We start from the raw sequence: 17372 nt of genomic DNA on the forward strand, positions 1-17372 counted from the left end.
GAGGACCGCCGGCACCGCACGCGGCACATGACATCCGGCCGCCGCGGGAGTACCCCTACCCCGTACCGTAGGAGCGCACAGTGCAGATCGACATCATCGAGACGACCAGCCTCGGCGACCGCAGCTACCTCGTCTCGGCGGAGGGCGTCGCCGTCGTCGTCGACCCCCAGCGGGACATCGACCGCGTGCTCGGCCTCGCCGCCGACCGGGGCGTCCGCATCACCACCGTCGTGGAGACGCACCTCCACAACGACTACGTCACCGGCGGGCTGGAGCTCGCCCGGACGGTCGGTGCCGACTACGTCGTCCCCGCCGGGGACACCGTGCAGTACGCCCGCGTCCCGGCCGCCGACGGCGACGTGATCACGGCCGGTCCGATGCGGCTCGAGGTCCTGCACACGCCGGGCCACACGCACCACCACGTCAGCTACGTGCTGACCGACGCCGCCGGCGAGGTCCAGGCCGTCTTCACCGGCGGATCGATGCTCTACGGCGCCACCGGCCGCACCGACCTGCTCGGTGCCGAGCACACCGACACCCTCACCCACGCCCAGTACCACTCGGTGCGCCGCCTGGCCGCCGCGCTGCCGGAGGGGACGCCGGTGTTCCCGACGCACGGGTTCGGCAGCTTCTGCTCGGCCACGCCCACGTCCGGGACCTCATCGACCGTCGGGGAGCAGGTGCGGGTCAACCCGGCGCTCACCCAGGACGAGCAGGCCTTCGTCGACCAGCTGCTCGCCGGCCTGGGCGCCTATCCCGCGTACTACGCACGCATGGGCCCGCTCAACGCCGCCGGGCCGGAACCGGTGGACCTCTCGGCGCCGCGCACCGTCGACGGCGAGGAACTGGCGTGCCGCCTGACCGCCGGTGAGTGGGTGGTCGACCTCCGGGCGCGCACCGCCTTCGCCGCGGGGCACCTGCCCGGGGCGCTGAACTTCGAGCTGAGCACCAACTTCCTCACCTACCTGGGCTGGCTCTACGACTGGGGCGCCCCGCTCACGCTCATCGGGGAGACCGCCGAGCACGTCGCGCGGGCCCGCCGGGAGCTGGTCCGCATCGGTATCGACCGGCTCGCCGGCGCCGCAGTCGGCACACCGGAGGAATTGGCCGCCGGCCCGTCGCTGGGCTCCTACCCGGTCAGCGACTTCCCGGGTCTCGCGCAGGCGATGGCGGCCGATCCGGACCTTCCCGTGCTCGACGCGCGCCGGGACGACGAACGCGCCGGCGGAGGGGTGCGCGGCTCGCTGCACGTCCCGGTGCACGAACTGAGCGCGCGGATCGACGACGTCCCGAGCGGCGAGGTCTGGGTCTACTGCGGCTCCGGCTATCGCGCCTCCATCGCCGCCTCGATGCTCGCTCGCGCCGGCCGCCGACCGGTGCTCGTCAACGGCAGCTACGGCGACCCCGACGCCGGCGCGGCCGCCGTGGGGCTGCACAGCGGCTCCGTTGCCGCGTGACCGGACGATCGAGGAGACGACCCCTGATGTGCAGAGCAGTTCCCTGCCGCACGTGCGGCAGGACCACGTGGGCCGGCTGCGGTCAGCACGTGGACCGGGTCCTCCACGGCGTGCCGACGAGCGCGCGGTGCCAGGGGCACCCCGACGACGCGCCCGCTGCGCAGGGCTTCCTGGCGCGCCTGTTCTCCCGCCGATGACCACCGGCCGGCCCGGGCTCGCCCGCGGGACCGGACCGGCGCGCCCGCCGGAGACGCCGTGATCGTCGCCCTCCCCCTCGGCCTGCTCATCGGGATCCTGGTCGGCCTGCTCGGCGGCGGCGGCTCCGTCCTGGCGGTGCCCGCTCTGGTCTACGCCGCGGGTCAGGAGCCCCGGCAGGCGGTGGCCTCCTCCCTGCTGGTCGTCGGCATCACGGCGGTCGTCGCGCTCCTCCCCCGACTGCGCAGCGGGCAGATCGCCTGGCGGATCGCCGTCCTGTTCGGCCTCGCGGGCGCGGCCACCGCGTTCGCGGGCGCCGCGGTCAGCCGGCTCCTGGCGGACGACGTGGTCCTGGGTCTCTTCGCCGGCCTGATGATCGCTGCGGGTGTCAGGATGCTCCTGGACGAGCCCGTCACCGGTGCGGCCTGCGCCACCACGGGCGGCCGCGTCAACTGGCGCCGATGCCTGCCCCGCACGGTCGCCGGCGGGCTGGTCGTCGGCTTCCTCACCGGCCTGCTGGGTGTGGGTGGCGGCTTCCTCATCATCCCGGTGCTGGCCGTCGCCCTCGGCCTCCCGATGAGCACCGCCGTCGGCACATCCCTGGTGATCGTCGCCGTCAACGCCGCCGCGGGGTTCGCCGCGCACGCCGGCCGGACTCCCCTCGACCTCCCCGTCACCGTGGTCTTCACGGGCGCGGCCGTCGTCGCCGCCCTGGTCAGCGGACGGGTCGCCGTCCGGGTCGACACCGAGCGGCTTCGCCGCTGGTTCGCGTACCTCGTGCTCGCGGTCGCCGTGGCCGTCGTCCTGCAGATCTCCGTCGGGCCGTCGACGGGATAGTCCCGGCCACCGCAAGCGCACACCTCGAAGCCCTCCTCTGCACGCGCTCCCGCGGGACGCCCGCCGCGTCCGGCGACCGGCGGACGGCTGCCGTCAGCCCGGGCGGGCCACACAGGGAGACGTGGGGGCGCCGCGACGGCGGTCCTGCATGCTCCGGCTGTGAACCCGCTGCCAGTTCCGAGCGCGGGAAGGCAGCCGCCCGTCCCGCCCGGCAGACTCCCGGTGGACGGCACGATCCCGGGCCGGCCGGGTCACGGAAGGCGAGCCTGATGGACGTGCAGGAGTCGACCTCCCTCACCGAGCCCGCCGGACTGTCCCAGCGCGAAGCCGAGGCCCGCCGCCGGCGCGGGGCCGGGAACGTCGCCGTCAGCGCGTCGTCCCGGAGCTACAGCCGCATCCTGCGGACGAACGTCTTCTCCTTCTTCAACATCGTCCTGTTCACCATCGGCGCCGCCCTGCTGGCGCTGGGCCGCTACAGCGACGCATTCACCAGCGTCGGGCTGGGTGTGATCAACGCGGCCATCAGCGCCGTCCAGGAGATCCGCGCCAAGCGCAAGCTCGACCGGCTGCAGCTGCTCAACCGGAGCACGGTCACGGTGGTGCGCGACGGCCGGGACGTCGAGGTGACCCCGGAGGAGGTCGTGCGGGGGGACGTCCTGCACGTGCGTCCCGGCGACCAGGTCGTCGTCGACGGGCCGGTGCTCGACGGGGGCCGCATCGAGGTCGACGAGTCACTTCTCACCGGGGAGTCGGAGCCGCTGCTTAAGAAGCCCGGCGACGATCTGCTGTCGGGGAGCTTCTGCGTCGGCGGCGAGGGGCACCAGCTGGCCCGGGACGTCGGCGCGGCCAGTTACGCCGGCCGGCTCACCGCCGACGCCCGGCAGGCGTCCACCGACGCGACCCCCCTGCAGCGCCGGATCGAATTCGTGGTCCGGCTGGTCATGGTGCTGGTCGCCCTCATGAGCGCGACGATCCTGTTCCAGGCCGCGCTCGAGGGCTTCACCCTGGTCCGGGTCGTGCAGACGACCGCCGTGCTCTCGGGGCTGGTGCCCTACGGGCTGTTCTTCCTGGTGGCCCTCGCCTACACCGTCGGGGCCGCGAACAGCGCCGGGCGCGGTGCCCTGGTCCAGCGGGTCAACGCCGTGGAGTCGGTCAGCAACGTCGACGTCGTCTGCACCGACAAGACCGGCACCCTCACGACCGGCCGCCTCGCCCTGGCCGAGGTGCTGCCGATCGGGTCGGTGGACGCCGGAACCGCCGAGCGGCTGGTCGGCTCGACCGCCCGCAGCACCGCGGCGCCGAACCTGACCAGCTCGGCGCTGGCCGCCGCCCTGCCCGGCGACACGTGGCCGGTCCGGGAGGAGATCCCGTTCTCCTCGTCGCTGCGGTGGAGCGCGCTGCGCACGGACGACGGGGTGCACGTCCTCGGCGCTCCGCAGGCGCTGGCCCCGCACCTGTCCGGTCCCGACCTCGGCGACCTGGTGACCGACCGGACCGGCCGGGGGCTCCGGGTGCTCGTCGCCGCCCGCGCCGTCGACCCGGCGGCCCCTCTCCGCGACGCCGCCGGGCGGCCGCGGCTGCCCGCCGTGGAGCCGGTGGCCCTCGTCGCCCTGGCCGACGAGCTGCGGCCCGACGTCACCGCCACGCTGGCCCGGTTCGCCGACGACGGCATCGCCGTCAAGGTGATCTCCGGCGACGATCCGCGCACCGTCGCCGCGCTCACCCGGCAGGCCGGTCTGACTCCCGGGGAGCCGGTGGCCGGCGCCGATCTCGACGCGCTCCCCGATCCGGAGCTGGACGCCCTGGTCGCGCGCACCACGGTGTTCGGGCGCATCGCCCCGGAGCAGAAGGAGCGGCTCGTCGAGGCGCTGCGCCGGCAGGGCGGTTACGTGGCGATGATCGGCGACGGGGTGAACGACGCCCGCGCGCTCAAGCGGGCGCAGGTCGGCGTGGCGATGAAGAGCGGCAGCGCCGTCGCCCGGGACGTCGCCGACATCGTGCTCACCGACGACTCGCTGGCCGCACTCGCCCCCGCGCGGCACGAGGGGCGGCGGATCATCAACGGCATCGGCACGTCGATGCAGGTCTTCCTGGCCCGCGTCGGCACGCAGGCGCTGGTCATCCTCGCGGTGACGATGCTGGGGCTGGGCTTCCCCTACTCACCGGCGAACGTCGGGCTGACGCTGCTCACCGTCGGCGTGCCGACGCTGTTCCTGACCGCGTGGGCCCGCCCCTCGGCACCGGACCCGCAGCTGCTGGCCAACCTGGGCAGGTTCGTCGTCCCGGCCGCGGTGCTCACCGCGGCCGCCGGCGTCGGGGTGTACGCCTACCACTACACGACCCTGCTCGAGGGCCTGAGCAACGCGGGCGCACCCCCCGGCTTCCTGGCGGCTTTCGAGCGCTTCACCGGGCTCTCGTCCGACGACGTGGGCTTCGCGGAGGCGGCGGCGACCATCGGCGCGCAGACCGCCCTCTCGACCTTCGTCTCCTACGCGGCCTTCCTGCTGATCCTCTTCCTGAAGCCGCCGAGCCGTTTGTTCGGGTCGTGGACACGGCCGGACGGCGACCGGCGTCCCGCGGTGCTGGTCGCGGTGCTCGTCGCGGCGTTCTCCGGCCTGCTCTTCGTCCCCTGGTTCACCGAGTACTTCGGTCTCACCGATGCCGCGGACCCCGTGTTCCGCACCGTGCTGCCGGCCCTGGTGGTCTGGTTCGCCCTCCTGTCGGCGGCCTACCGGTTCCGCGTGCTGGACCGCGCGCTGGGGCTCGCGCAGCTCAGCGCGAGCGGGGCGTCCGGCCGCTGACCGGCAGGTCCACGAGCTCGCCGAGCGTGAGCCGGTCGGCACGCGGGCGGTCGACCACGACGGCGTGCTGCCCGTGCCGACTGCGCATGGACCGGAGCAGCCGGTGCCACCGCTTCGCGTGGCGCCGCAGGGCGCGTGCCGAGATGGCCCGGCCGCGGGCGGTCTGACCGTCCCTGGCCTCCTCGGGTGAGGCGTCGAGGAGCACCAGTCGCACGGAGCGGCCGGCGGCCCGCGCGACGCACAGCACGACGGTCCGCCACGGGGCGCTGGTCCAGGGGTCGGTGAGCACCACGACCGGAGCGGGGCCGCCGATCCCCCGCAGCACCCGCCACCGGTGCCAGGAGTGCACGAAGGGGCGGAGCAGGCGGTAGGGCAGGCCGATCCCCGCCCGTCGCACGCGGGCGGTCACCTGCTCCGAGTCCAGGCCGGTCACCCCGGGCACCCGCTCGGCGAGCAGCCGGCGCAGCAGCGTCGTCTTGCCGCTGCCGGGCAGTCCGCCGATGACGACCAGCACCGCGTCCCGGTCGCCGGCGCGCGGCTGCGGTCGCGGCGCGACCGCTGTGACCACCATGGCGTCCCCCTCTCCGTCGGGACGACCATGCGCCTCGAAACTCGGTGGACCCGGGGTGCTCGCTGGACGTTCCCTGTGAGAGTCGGGGCTTCCGGGGCCGTCCTATCGGGGCACGTCGTCGAGGATCCGGCCGCGGGCGACGAGCTCGGTCGTGACCCACACCGCGACCGCGTCGGTGGCGAGCAGGCCGACGAGCACCAGCAGCTGGGCGGCACCGGCCTCCAGCGGGGTGCCGCCACCCAGCAGCACCCCGACGAAGGCGCCCGGAAGGGTGACCAGGCCGACCGTGCGCGTCTGGTCCAGCGGCGGCACGAGGGCGGTCGCGGCGGCGGTCCGGGTGATCTCGAGGACCGCCTCCCGGCGCGGCAGCCCGAGCGCGAGAGCGGCCTCCACCTCGCCCCGCCGGGTGCCGAGCTCCTCGCGCAGCCGGCGACCGGCGAGGGACACCGCGGTCATGGCCCCGCCGATCAGGATCCCCGCCACCGGGATGAGCGATTCCCCGCGCAGGGGCACCGCGCCGCTCACCACGACGAGCGCGGCAACCGGGACCGCGCCCGCGGTGACCGCCACGGCGACGGGCGGCAGCCGGTTCCGGCGTCCCGGTGCGCCCAGCGGCCGGCCCGTCACCCGGGCGGCCGCGGTCACCGAGGCGACGCCGATCATGACCGTCGCGAACGCCACCGACAGCCACAGCGACCCGACGACGACCAGCAGGACGGCCGACACGACGGCCAGCTGCACGGTCGCCCGCAGGCTGGCGACGAGGATGGGGCGGTCCTGGGCCAGCCCCGACCAGCGGCCGGCCAGCGCGGCCAGTGCCGCCAGGACCACCAGGACGACGGCCAGCCGTGGACCGATATCGACCACGGAGGCGCCCATGGCCGTCGATCATGCCGGTCGCGCGTCGAGCTCCTCCGCGGCCGGCGGCACCGCGCCGGCCGTCGTCGCGCCCGAGTCCGGAAGCGGGGAGGCCGCGCCACCGGAGGCGACGGCGGCGACGTTCGTGAGCACGACCACCGCGATGCCGGCCCACTCGTGCAGCTCGAGGTACTCCTCCAGCACGGCGATGCCGACCACGGCCGCGAGCACCGGGTGCACGCTCATGAAGACCGCGAAGAAGCGGTACGGGACGAACCGCAGCGCGGCCAGGTCGGCGGCGTACGGAACGGCCGACGCCAGCACCCCCGCCGTGACGGCGTAGAGGAGCGGTGCACCTCCGAGGCGCCCCTGCAGGGTCAGCAGCACGAGCACGGGCAGGTAGGCCAGCGCACACAGCGCGCTGGCGACGGCCGGCGCCTGCAGCCCGGGCAGGCGAGCGCCGGCGATCCGGTTGAGCACGATGTAGGCGGCCCAGCACAGGCCGGCGAGCACGCCCGCACCCAGCCCCAGGTAGTCGCTGGAGGGCCCCGGCAGCACGAGGAGGTACACGCCGCCGGCGGCCGCGACGGCCAGGAGCACGTCACGGCGGGACCGGGAGCCGGCCAGCGCCACACCCAGCGGTCCCAAGAACTCGAGCGTCACCGCGAGCCCGAGGCCGATGCGGTCGATCGCCGTGTACAGGCCGAGGTTCATCGCGCCGAAGACCACCGCCAGCACCAGGACCGGCCACCACTGCGGCCAGGACATCCGCCGCAGCGGCGGGCGGGCGACGGGCAGCAGCACCGCCGCCGCCACCCACTGGCGGATCGCCACCACGCCGGCCGGACCGACCGCCCCGAACGCGGAGGCGCCGACCGCGGCCCCGACCTGGTTGCTCAGCGCGCTGCCGAACATGGTCGCCACCCCGCGCAGCGACCCGCGCGACGGGGTCGCGTCCTGCTCCTGCACCTGACCGAGTATCTGCACCCGGGAGCCATCGGGGAAATGCCGATCCCGCACGCGTCGATACGCTGCGCGTATGGACGTGGAGCTGCGGCACCTGCGCGTCCTGCTCGCGGTCGTGGACGCCAGCACCTTCACCGGCGCGGCCGCCGCGTTGCACACCACCCAGGCCTCGGTGTCGCGGACGATCGCCGCCCTGGAACGGGCGCTGGACGCACGGGTCCTCCGGCGCACCACCCGCGAGATGTCCCTGACCCCGGTGGGGACGCGCGTCGTCGCGCACGGCCGGCGGGTCCTCGCCGAGGTGGCGGCGGTGCAGCGCGCGGCCGACGAGGCGCGCGGCGACCTGCGGGTGGGCTACGCCTGGGCGGCGCTCGGCCGGCACACCACCGCCGTCCAGCGCCGCTGGTCGGCCGACCACCCGGGCTCCGCGCTCGTCTTCGTCCAGTCCAACACCCCGACCGCGGGCCTGACCGAGGGCACCGCCGACGTCGCCGTGCTGCGCGGGAACGTGCACGACGGCCGTCTCGGATCGGCGCTCGTGGGCACCGAGCCCCGCGTCGCGGCGCTGGCCGCCGACGACCCACTCGCGCACCACCGCAGCCTGCGGCTCGACGACCTCGCCGGCCGCACGCTCGCCGTCGATCCGCTCACCGGGACGACGACCGAGGAGCTGTGGTCCCCGGCCGCGGCTCCCGCGGCCATCCGGGCCGTCCACGGGGTCGACGAGTGGCTGACCCTCATCGCCGCCGGGCAGGCCGTGGGGGTCAGCGCCGAGGCGACCGCGACCCAGCACCCCCGGCCCGGGCTGGTCTACCGGTCGGTGCGCGAGGCGGCGCCCGTGCCGGTCCGGCTCGCCTGGTGGGCGGACAACCCACCGGCCTACCTGGAGTCACTCGTGCAGCTGGTCCGCGAGGAGTACGCCCGCCCGCACGCGACGGCCTGACCCCGGCCGCGGGAACGGGCGGCGGCGCCGCCCCCGGAGTGAACGACGCCGCCGGCCTGCCTGCTCCGGGCGTCAGTCGGCCGGGGTCTCCTCCTCGTCGCCTCCGTCGTCGTCCCCGCGACCGCCGTGCCCGTGGTGGCCGCCCCGGTCGTCACTGTTCACCCGCTCGGTGACCCGCTCCTCCAGGTCGGCGAGCCGCCCGTCGGCCTCCTCCTCGGTCAGGCGGCCGTCCTCCACCGCCTGCGCGATGCGCTCCTGCTGGGCCTGCACCAGCGCGTCGACGAGAACGCCGACCTCGACGCCCCGCTCCTCCGCCACGTCGGCCAGGGTGGTGCCGTCGGCCTCCAGGGCAGTGCGAAGCTCGTCCTCGGTCATGTCGAGGGCGGTGGCGGCGGCCGCGAGGTCGAGGCGGCCGCCGTGGTGCCCGTGGTGGCCGCCGATCCCGGCCTCGCTCAGCGTGGTGGCCACCTCGTCGGCCTGCTCCTGGGTGATGGACCCGTCGTCGACCAGGCCGGCCAGGGCGTCGGTGATCCGCTCCACCACCGACGGGGCGGGGTCCCTGCTCGCGTCGGTGTCGGCCAGGGCGGGCACGGCCACGGCCAGACCCGTCAGGGTGAGCGCACCGGCGGTGGTGGCGATGATCAGCTTTCTGCGCACGTGAACTCCTCGTTCGTGGTCGGTGCGGTCCGACCGTCCGAGGAAGCCTCAGGCGCCCGCCTGTGGCGGAGCTGTGAACCGCCCCCTGCGTCGCTGTGGATTCGCGGTCCGGGGCCGGCTCAGCCGGCGAGCGCCGCCTCCTCCGCCTCGATCGCCGCGTTCCACTCCCGCTTGCCGCGCTGCCAGCGGTCCTCCGTGTCCCCCCGCCGCCAGTAGCCGGAGATCGACGTCAGCTCCGGCACCAGCCCGCGTCCAGCCCGCAGGTGGCGGCGCAGCTCGCGGACCGCGCCGGCCTCGCCGTGCACGAAGACGTGGCCCCGACCGGCGAGCAGCGGCGCCGACCGCACCGCCGCGACCAGCGCCTCCCCCGGCATCCGGTCGCCGCGGTGCACCCACACCATGTCGACGCCGCCGGGCACGTCCAGGTCGCCCTGCTCCTCCTCGGGCGAGGCCACCTCGACGACCACGCGGGCCGGTGCCCCGGCCGGCAGCCGGCCGAGCGCGGCGCCGATCGCCGGCAGCGCGCTCTCGTCCCCGGCGAGCAGGTGCCAGTCGGCCGCCGGGCTGGGCGCGTACGCGCCGCCGGGGCCGAGCAGCAGGATGCGGTCGCCGGGGCGGGCCCGCGCCGCCCACGGGCCGGCCAGCCCGGAGTCGCCGTGGTGGACGAAGTCGAGGGTCAGCTCGCCCGCCGCCGCGTCCCAGCGGCGCACCGTGTAGGTGCGGGTCAGCGGCCACTGGTCCGCGGGCAGTTCGGTCCGAGCCCGGTCCAGGTCGGTGGGCCCGTCATAGACCGTGCCGTCCGACGCGAACAGCAGCTTGACGTAGTGGTCGGTGTACTCGCCGGCCGGGAAGCCGGACAGCCCCGCCCCGCCCAGCACGACGCGGACCATGCGCGGCGTCACGCGCGAGCTGCGCATCACCTCGGCCACGCGTGGCACCCGCGTGCGGGCGGGCGCCGCGCCGCTCTGCTTGCTCATCCCGACCTCCTCCTGCGCGACGGCGATCAGCCGAGCGCGGCCTCGATGTCGTCCATGACCCGCTCCGCCGCGATCGGGCCGGACGCGCTGCTCCAGACGCTGCCGTCGACCACGGACACCGCGCCGGACTCCACCGCGCTCAGGCGGGCGAAGGCCGGCTCCCCCTCGGCGGCCTCGAGCGCCGCGGCGCCGTCGGCACCGAACGTGCCGAGGAACAGCCGGTCGGCGTCGATCTCGACGAGGTTCTCCAGGGAGAGCGGATCGCTGTGCGGCCTGCCGCCCAGGTCGACGGCCGCCTGCATCGGCGACGCGCCGGCGGCCTCCAGCAGCGTGCCCGGCATGTTCGTGGCGTTCATCAGCACCGGCCCGGTGGCCATCCAGCGGATCACCGCCGCCGTGCCGTCGAGGGAACCCTCCTCCGCGAGCGCGGCGGCCCGCTCGTCGACGGCGTCCAGCCGCTCGGTCAGCTGCTCGTCGGCACCGAGGGCCTCGGCGTACGTGTGCAGCGGCGCCTGCCACTGGCCGCGGGCGGGGGCCTCGGGAACGACCGTCGGCGCGATGGCCGCCAGGGACTCGTACTGCGCCTCCTCGAGCCAGGCAGTGGCCAGGATGACATCGGGCGCGGCCTCCACGATGGCCTCGAGGTTCGGCTCGGACACGGTGGCGACCACCGGGATCCCTGCCGCGTCCTTACCGAGGTATGCGGCCGGCTCCTCGCCGCCGCGGCTCGCGCTGGTGCCCACCGGTTTCACGCCGACGGCCAGGGCGACGTCGAGGGCCGGCTCGGCCAGCGTGACCACGCGCTCCGGCGACGCGGGCACGGAGACGTCCCCGTAGGCGGTCGCGACCGTGACCTCGGCGGAGGACTCCTCAGGGGCGGTGGTGCCCGCGTCGGCCTGGCCGCAGGCCGTCATGGCCAGTGCGAGACCGGCCGTGACCGGGAGGGAGAGCGGGGCACGGCGCCGGGACGCCCCGATGAGATGCATGGAGTTCCTCCAGAACTGAGGGGGCCCGGAAGATCGAGCCGGAGCGCAGGTTAGCCTTACCTCACCAAGCGGTCCGACGGCAGGTCCGCGTCGATGCCGGAGCGGAGGATCGTCGGGTGGACCGGTTGGTGGCGCGCGGCCTGGTCCCGGCCGCCGTCGCGCTGCTCGTCGCCGTGCTGGCCAGCCTCGCCTTCGGGGCCGGCGCGGTGGGCCCGGCCCGGGCCCTCGCCGTCCTGGCCGGTGGTGGGGACGACGACGCCCGGTTCGCCGTGCTGCAGCTGCGCGCCCCCCGGACGCTCGTGGCCGTCGCGGTGGGGCTGGCGCTCGGCGTCGCCGGCGCGGTGCTGCAGGCCGCGGCCCGGAACCCGCTCGCCGAGCCGGGCCTGCTCGGGGTCAGCGCCGGCGCGTCCTTCGCCGTGGTGGTCGCCATCGTCGCCGGAGCGAGCGCCGCAACCCTGGGGCCGTGGGTCGCCGTGCTCGGGGCGGCGGCCGGCTGCCTGCTCGCCCTCGGTGCCGCCCGGCTCCGCGGGACCGGCGACGACCCGGTCCGCCTGGTGCTCGCCGGCGCGGCCCTGTCGGGGCTGCTCGGCGCCGGGACGTCGGTCGTCCTGCTCCTCGACCAGCGGACAGCCGACGAGGTGCGCTTCTGGACCGTCGGCTCGGTCGCCGGCCGTGACCTCGGGACGCTGGTGCAGGTGGGCCCGGTCCTCCTCGCCGGCCTCCTGGTCGCAGTGCTCGTCGCCCGGCCGCTGTCGGCGCTCGCCCTGGGTGACACGACGGCACGGACCCTCGGCCACCGGCCCTCCCGCGCGCGGGCGCTGGCGGTCACCGCGGTGGCGCTGCTCGTGGGCGGCGCGGTCGCCGCGGCCGGACCCATCGCCTTCGTCGGGCTGGTCGTGCCGTTCCTCGCCCGCGCGCTGGTGGGTCCGGACCTGCGGCGGGTGCTGGCCGTCTCCGTGCTGCTGGGCCCGGTCGTCGTGCTGGCGGCCGACGTCGCCTCGCGCCTGCTCGTCCGGCCCTACGAGATGCCCCTCGGCGTGGTCACCGCCCTGCTCGGCGCGCCGGTCCTCGTGGCCGTCGTCCGCGCGACCCGGCTGCCGTCGCTGTGAGCGCGAGCGCGGCCGCGCGGATCCCGATCGCGGCGCCGCCGGGGACGTGGCGCCTGGGCCTGCGGCACTGGTCGGTGCTGGTCGACCGGCGGGCCCTGGTCGCGGCCGCCGTCCTGGGCGGTGTGGTCCTGCTGACCGCCGCCGTCAGCCTGGCCGGTGGAACGGCGGCCGTGAGCGCGGCCGACACGCTGCCGGCCGTCTTCGGCATCGGCGAGGCGCGCGACGTCCTGGTCGTGCAGCGGCTCCGTCTCCCCCGCGTGCTCGCCGGGCTCGCGGTCGGCGGCGCGCTGGGCATCGCCGGCGTCCTGCTGCAGACCCTCGCCCGCAACCGCCTGGCCACGCCGGACACCGTGGGGCTCGACGACGGCGCCACCGCGTTCGCCGTCGCCAGCATCGTCGCGGTCCCCACCACCCTGGCCCCGTCGGCCTTCGCGCTGGTGGGCTCGGCGACGGCGGCCGCGCTCGCGATCGGGCTCGCCGGAGGCGCCGGCCACCGGGGGTACCGGTTCCTCGTCGTCGGGCTGGGCGTCGGCGCCGCCCTCGGGGCCCTGACCCAGCTGATGCTGGCCCGGGCCGCCATCGACGACGCCAACCGTGCCTTCCCCTGGACGGTGGGCAGCCTCAGCAGCCGCGCTCCCCTCGCGGTCGCCGTCCTGGCCGCGGCCGTGGCGGTGGCCCTCCCGCTGGCGGTGCTCCTCGGCCGGCAGCTGCGCCTGCTCCGGCTGGCCGATCCCGTGGTCCTGGCCCTCGGCCAGCGGGTACGGCGGATCCGGCTGGCCGCCATCGGGGCCGCCGTCGTCACCGCCGGCCTGTCCGTGGCCACGGCCGGTCCTCTGGGCCTGGTGGCCCTGCTGGCACCCGAGATCGCCCGCAAGGCCGCGGGGCCCCGGGCGGTACCGGTCGTCGGCGCCGCGCTGGCCGGCGCGCTGGTCGTGCTCCTCGCCGACCTGGTGGGCCGCACGGTGGCGGCACCGGTGGAGCTGCCGGTCGGCATCGTCACCGCCGTGGTCGGCGGGCCCTACCTGCTGTGGCTGCTGCTCACCACCCGGACCCGGAGGATCCCGTGACCACGACCGCCGAGATCCCCGTGGGCACCGCCCCCCGGCTGGCCACCGAGGCCCTCGACCTCGGGTACGGGGGCGAGCCCGTCGTCCGGGCCCTCGACGTCCGCCTGCCGCCCGGTGCGGTGACCGCGATCGTCGGGCCCAACGGCTGCGGGAAGTCCACGCTGCTCGGCGCGCTCGCCCGGGTGCACGCGCCGCAGGGCGGTGCGGTGCTGCTCGACGGCCGCGACCTGGCCGGCATGCGCCCGCGCGACGCCGCGCGCCGGGTCGGCCTGCTGCCGCAGCACACCGAGGCGCCGGACGGGCTCACCGTGCGCGACCTGGTGCGCTACGGCCGGCACCCGCACCAGGGCCTGCTGCGCCAGTGGTCACCCGACGACGCCCGTGAGGTCGACCGGGCGCTCGCCGCCGCCGACCTCGCCGACCTGGCCGACCGCCCGCTCGACACGCTCTCCGGCGGCCAGCGGCAGCGGGCGTGGATCGCGATGGTGGTGGCCCAGCAGACCGGCGTCGTGCTGCTGGACGAGCCGACGTCGGCGCTCGACCTCGGGCACCAGCTGGAGGTGCTCGAGCTGGTGCGGGACCTGGCCGCGGCGGGGCGCACCGTGGTCGCCGTCCTGCACGACCTGTCGACGGCCTGCCGGCACGCCGACCGCCTGGTGGCCATGCGCGACGGCCGGATCGTGGCCGAGGGTGCGCCGGCCGACGTCGTGACGCCGGAGCTGGTGCGCGACCTGTACGAGGTGGAGGCCGCGGTGCTGACCGACCCGGTGGCCGGCACCCCCGTCATCTGCCCGGTCCGCCGACTCACCCCCTGAGCCCGGCGCGGCGGGACAGACGGCCGGCGCGACGCCGCCGGTGTGCCGCGGGTGCTCAGCGACCGGGGTCGCCGCCGGGCATCCTCCGGGCCAGGTACCACGAGAAGTACCCGCGGTAGCGCGCCTGCAGATCGGCTCGCATCCAGTCCCGTCCGTCGATCCGCCGACGGCACGCCGCGCTGCCGCAGGCGCAGTCCATGGACCCCTCGTGGTCGTCGAACATGGCGTAGTCCGTGGTCAGTTCCTCGCCGGCGTTGATGTCGCGCATGGCCACCAGGACGACGTTGCCCGCGAACCCGACGTTCGGCTCGCAGGAGTGGTTGATGAACAGCATCACCGCCTCGTACTCCTCCTCGGTCAGCGCGACCAGGTGCAGGTCGTCGGTGATCTGGACGTCGGAGTTCTGCAGCCGCTCGGGCAGGGACCGCAGCCGCTCCGTGGTCACGACGTGGCCTCCCTTGACGGCGACCACCTCGCCCGCGGCGATCGCCCGCAGCGCGACGAGGCCTCGTCCCGAGATCCGGCTGGGCGCCCCCTTGGCGGCCTTGGGCGTGATCCAGCTGCTCGCCACGGCCGGTCATCCCCTCCGGGACCGGCCGCGCCCGTCGTCGTGCGGCTCCCGCTGCAGGATGTGCGCGAAGACGTAGGCGGGCCGCCCCGAGCGGTCCAGCACGGCGGCGGCGTGCACCCGCACGTGGACGGGCGTGCCGTCGGCACGCAGGTAGCGCTTCCGGACGTCGTGGGCCTGCGCCGCCCCGGTCCGGGCCTGGGCCAGGTTGGCGTCGTCCTGGGCGAGGTCGTCGGGGTGGGTGAGGTCGGCGACCGACATCTCGGCGAGCTGCTCCGGAACCCGGTCGACGAGGGCGGCGTACGCCTTGTTCACCCGGATGAAGCGGCCGTCCAGCCCCGTCAGGGCCATCCCGATGGGGGCGTCGTCGAAGGCGTGGCGGAACATCGACTCGCTCTCGGCCAGCGCCTCCTGCGCGGCCACGGTCGCGGTCACGTCACGGGAGACGGTGAGGACCTCCCGGACCGAGCCGGTGGAGTCGGTCAGCTCCTGCATCGTGGTGCGCAGCCAGCGCACCCCGGCGTCACGGTGCAGGGCACGGTGGACGGTGCCGTCGGCGCCGCCGGCGCCGCCGAGCCGTCCCGCGGAGCGGAGGCGCTCCACGTCGTCCGGGTGCAGCAGGTCGAGGACCGACCTGCCCACCAGTTCCTGCGGGAGCCATCCCAGGACGGGGCCGGTGGTGGCCGAGGCGTACGTGATGATCCCGTCCGGCGTCGTGACGACGACCGTCTCGTCGCTGCCGTGCAGCGGCAGGGGCGCGGGGGCGGCGACGTGCATCCCGGCCGGACCCTGGGTCGGACCCGCCAGGACCGGCACGTCGGCGGGGCGGCCGAACAGCCAGCCCTGCGCGGAGTCGCATCCCATGGCCACCAGCTGCCGGGCCTGCTCGAGCGTCTCCACGCCCTCGGCACACACCCGCCGGCCGAGGCTGTGCGCCGCCTCGATGACCAGGCGCACCAGCACGGCGTCCGCGGTGTCGGTGGTGACCCGCTCCACGAAGGACCGGTCGATCTTGACCAGGTCCACCGGCAGCCGGCGCAGCAGCGTCAGCGACGAGTGACCCGAGCCGAAGTCGTCCAGGGCGAGCCGGACGCCCAGCCGCCGTAGTTCTTCCAGCCGCGCGGCGGTCGATGCGAGGTCGGTGATGGCGGCTGTCTCGGTGATCTCCAGGCACAGGCGCGGCGGCTCCAGTCCGGAGGCGCGCAGGGCGGCGACGACGTCGCCGACGAAGTCGCGCTGGCCCAGCTGCACCGGGGAGACGTTCACGGCCACCGAGGCAGCGGGACCGGCCACGACGACGGGCCAGCGAGCCGCCTCGTGGCACGCCGTGCGGAGCACCCAGCGCCCGAGGTCGACGATCAGCCCGGTGCGCTCGGCGAGTGGCACGAACTCGTCCGGCGAGATCTCGCCGAGCTCCTCGTCGTGCCAGCGGGCCAGGGCCTCCACGCCGGTGACCTGCCCCGACGGGAGCGCGACGACCGGCTGGTACCGCAGGGTCAGCCCGCCGCCGTCGACCGCGGCCCGGAGCCGGCGTTCCAGCACGTGCCGGGCACGCACCGCCTCGGTGGCCTCGCGATCCTCGAGCAGCTCGGGGGCGAAGTGGGCGGCGCGGCCCCGGCCGAGCGACTTCGCCCGGTACATGGCCGCGTCGGCCTGGGCGAGGAGGACGTTCAGCGCCTCCGCGCCGAAGAACCCGTCTCCCGCCGGTGCGTGGGCGATGCCCACGCTCGCCCCCACCGTCACCAGGTTCTCGGCACCGTCGGTGCCCCGCAGCACGAGCGGGGTGTCGGCGGCGAGCAGGATGCGGTTGGCGACGGCCTCCGCCTGCTCGAAGGTCAGCCGGTCCGCGGTGATCAGGGCGAACTCGTCCCCGCTCAGGCGAGCCACCAGGTCCTCCGCCCGGCCCAGCGCGCGCAGCCGCGCGGCCAGTTGCAGGAGCACCTCGTCGCCCGCGGCGTGGCCGAACTGGTCGTTGACGTCCTTGAAGCGGTCCAGGTCGATGAAGAACAGGACCGCCGGCCGGAAGCTGCGCGGCGGCTGGAGCTGCTCCTCCACGAAGAGCCGGTTCGGCAGGCCGGTCAGCGGGTCGTGCACGGCTCGGTGGGCGTAGTGCTGCGCGAGGTGCTCGAAGAGCGTGGTGAGCGGGACGACGCCGAACGCGCCGTCGGGGCGGCTGACGACCAGCGCCTCCGGGATCTGTTCCCCGGTGCGCCGCCGTTCGGCGACCAGGGCGGCGGCCTCGCCGACGGTGCAGGCTGCGGGGACCACGACCGCGCCCGGGGGGCTGACCTCGCGCACCGGACGCCGGGCGTCGTCCTCGCGGCCGGACGAGCCGGACCTCAGCTGCTGCAGCCAGGTGCGGGTCAGCAGGACCGGTCCGCCGGCGTCGGTCATCACCAGCCACTGCGCATCACCGTCCGCCCGGAGCAGTTCCTCGACCGCGCGCACGAGGGTGTCCGGCCGCACCGCGCGGGCCGGCTGGGCGACGTCACCGAGGGTCTGTTCCCCTGCGGGATGGGGCATGGCACCCAACGGTGCCACTTCCGACGACGTGCGCGCACCACC

General features: G+C 75.8%; 15 protein-coding genes. 7 read left to right on the top strand and 8 right to left on the bottom strand.

Annotated features, from left to right (window positions below; translation table 11 throughout):
- Positions 1 to 80: 80 nt before the first annotated feature.
- The 3 genes from ACFSHS_RS18270 to ACFSHS_RS18280 all read left to right on the top strand — a co-directional run bounded on the left by ACFSHS_RS18270 (position 81) and on the right by ACFSHS_RS18280 (position 5290).
- Positions 81 to 1457: a rhodanese-like domain-containing protein gene (locus ACFSHS_RS18270; RefSeq protein ID WP_376879150.1), complete on the top strand. Its 1377-nt coding sequence runs from the start codon at positions 81 to 83 to the stop codon at positions 1455 to 1457.
- Between the two features lie 255 nt (positions 1458 to 1712).
- The gene (locus ACFSHS_RS18275) at positions 1713 to 2489 is read left to right on the top strand and encodes a sulfite exporter TauE/SafE family protein (protein ID WP_376879152.1); all 777 of its coding nucleotides are present in this window, start codon (positions 1713 to 1715) and stop codon (positions 2487 to 2489) included.
- A 269-nt stretch (positions 2490 to 2758) separates the two neighbouring features.
- The gene (locus ACFSHS_RS18280) at positions 2759 to 5290 is read left to right on the top strand and encodes an HAD-IC family P-type ATPase (RefSeq protein ID WP_376879155.1); all 2532 of its coding nucleotides are present in this window, start codon (positions 2759 to 2761) and stop codon (positions 5288 to 5290) included.
- Here ACFSHS_RS18280 and ACFSHS_RS18285 read toward each other — a convergent pair.
- From ACFSHS_RS18285 to ACFSHS_RS18295, 3 genes are all read right to left on the bottom strand, one after another.
- On the bottom strand, positions 5262 to 5861 hold the full coding sequence (locus ACFSHS_RS18285; protein WP_376879158.1) for an AAA family ATPase: 600 nt from the start codon (positions 5859 to 5861) through the stop codon (positions 5262 to 5264). The two genes, ACFSHS_RS18280 and ACFSHS_RS18285, sit on opposite strands and share 29 nt — an antisense overlap.
- A gap of 102 nt (positions 5862 to 5963) precedes the next feature.
- The gene (locus ACFSHS_RS18290) at positions 5964 to 6740 is read right to left on the bottom strand and encodes an ABC transporter permease (protein WP_376879161.1); all 777 of its coding nucleotides are present in this window, start codon (positions 6738 to 6740) and stop codon (positions 5964 to 5966) included.
- Between the two features lie 9 nt (positions 6741 to 6749).
- On the bottom strand, positions 6750 to 7688 hold the full coding sequence (locus ACFSHS_RS18295; protein ID WP_376879163.1) for an EamA family transporter: 939 nt from the start codon (positions 7686 to 7688) through the stop codon (positions 6750 to 6752).
- 70 nt (positions 7689 to 7758) lie between these two features.
- On the opposite strand from ACFSHS_RS18295, the gene ACFSHS_RS18300 reads away from it, so the two are divergent.
- On the top strand, positions 7759 to 8628 hold the full coding sequence (locus tag ACFSHS_RS18300; protein ID WP_376879165.1) for a LysR family transcriptional regulator: 870 nt from the start codon (positions 7759 to 7761) through the stop codon (positions 8626 to 8628).
- 72 nt (positions 8629 to 8700) lie between these two features.
- On the opposite strand, the gene ACFSHS_RS18305 is transcribed toward ACFSHS_RS18300, so the two are convergent.
- The 3 genes from ACFSHS_RS18305 to ACFSHS_RS18315 form a co-directional block, all read right to left on the bottom strand.
- A complete protein-coding gene (locus ACFSHS_RS18305; RefSeq protein WP_376879167.1) occupies positions 8701 to 9285 on the bottom strand; it encodes a hypothetical protein in 585 nt (194 codons plus the stop codon).
- A gap of 119 nt (positions 9286 to 9404) precedes the next feature.
- The gene (locus ACFSHS_RS18310) at positions 9405 to 10262 is read right to left on the bottom strand and encodes a siderophore-interacting protein (RefSeq protein WP_376879169.1); all 858 of its coding nucleotides are present in this window, start codon (positions 10260 to 10262) and stop codon (positions 9405 to 9407) included.
- A 26-nt stretch (positions 10263 to 10288) separates the two neighbouring features.
- Positions 10289 to 11248, bottom strand: coding sequence for an ABC transporter substrate-binding protein (locus tag ACFSHS_RS18315; protein ID WP_376879171.1), 960 nt, complete (start codon positions 11246 to 11248; stop codon positions 10289 to 10291).
- Positions 11249 to 11364: 116 nt separating this feature from the next.
- Between ACFSHS_RS18315 and ACFSHS_RS18320 the strand changes: the two genes are divergently transcribed.
- From ACFSHS_RS18320 to ACFSHS_RS18330, 3 genes are read left to right on the top strand one after another with little or no spacing between them, the layout of a single operon-like run.
- A complete protein-coding gene (locus tag ACFSHS_RS18320; RefSeq protein WP_376879173.1) occupies positions 11365 to 12357 on the top strand; it encodes a FecCD family ABC transporter permease in 993 nt (330 codons plus the stop codon).
- The gene (locus ACFSHS_RS18325) at positions 12354 to 13424 is read left to right on the top strand and encodes a FecCD family ABC transporter permease (RefSeq protein ID WP_376879176.1); all 1071 of its coding nucleotides are present in this window, start codon (positions 12354 to 12356) and stop codon (positions 13422 to 13424) included. Before ACFSHS_RS18320 ends, ACFSHS_RS18325 begins: the two co-directional genes overlap by 4 nt.
- A complete protein-coding gene (locus ACFSHS_RS18330) occupies positions 13421 to 14239 on the top strand; it encodes an ABC transporter ATP-binding protein (RefSeq protein ID WP_376879179.1) in 819 nt (272 codons plus the stop codon). Before ACFSHS_RS18325 ends, ACFSHS_RS18330 begins: the two co-directional genes overlap by 4 nt.
- 55 nt (positions 14240 to 14294) lie before the next feature.
- Here ACFSHS_RS18330 and ACFSHS_RS18335 read toward each other — a convergent pair whose 3' ends face one another.
- Both ACFSHS_RS18335 and ACFSHS_RS18340 read right to left on the bottom strand, forming a co-directional pair.
- Positions 14295 to 14810, bottom strand: coding sequence for an SET domain-containing protein (locus ACFSHS_RS18335; protein ID WP_376879182.1), 516 nt, complete (start codon positions 14808 to 14810; stop codon positions 14295 to 14297).
- Between the two features lie 6 nt (positions 14811 to 14816).
- Positions 14817 to 17330, bottom strand: coding sequence for an EAL domain-containing protein (locus ACFSHS_RS18340; RefSeq protein ID WP_376879184.1), 2514 nt, complete (start codon positions 17328 to 17330; stop codon positions 14817 to 14819).
- Positions 17331 to 17372 lie beyond the last annotated feature (42 nt).

This window comes from Blastococcus deserti, assembly GCF_042682525.1.
Taxonomy (GTDB): Bacteria; Actinomycetota; Actinomycetes; order Mycobacteriales; family Geodermatophilaceae; genus Blastococcus_B; species Blastococcus_B deserti.

What these genes read in the sequence shown, in the direction of transcription:
- ACFSHS_RS18340 (WP_376879184.1), bottom strand. Translation starts at nt 17,330, where the DNA reads ATGCCCCATCCCGCAGGGGAACAGACCCTCGGTGACGTCGCCCAGCCG.
- ACFSHS_RS18285 (WP_376879158.1), bottom strand. Translation starts at nt 5,861, where the DNA reads ATGGTGGTCACAGCGGTCGCGCCGCGACCGCAGCCGCGCGCCGGCGAC.
- ACFSHS_RS18315 (WP_376879171.1), bottom strand. Translation starts at nt 11,248, where the DNA reads ATGCATCTCATCGGGGCGTCCCGGCGCCGTGCCCCGCTCTCCCTCCCG.
- ACFSHS_RS18310 (WP_376879169.1), bottom strand. Translation starts at nt 10,262, where the DNA reads ATGAGCAAGCAGAGCGGCGCGGCGCCCGCCCGCACGCGGGTGCCACGC.
- ACFSHS_RS18290 (WP_376879161.1), bottom strand. Translation starts at nt 6,740, where the DNA reads ATGGGCGCCTCCGTGGTCGATATCGGTCCACGGCTGGCCGTCGTCCTG.
- ACFSHS_RS18280 (WP_376879155.1), top strand. Translation starts at nt 2,759, where the DNA reads ATGGACGTGCAGGAGTCGACCTCCCTCACCGAGCCCGCCGGACTGTCC.
- ACFSHS_RS18300 (WP_376879165.1), top strand. Translation starts at nt 7,759, where the DNA reads ATGGACGTGGAGCTGCGGCACCTGCGCGTCCTGCTCGCGGTCGTGGAC.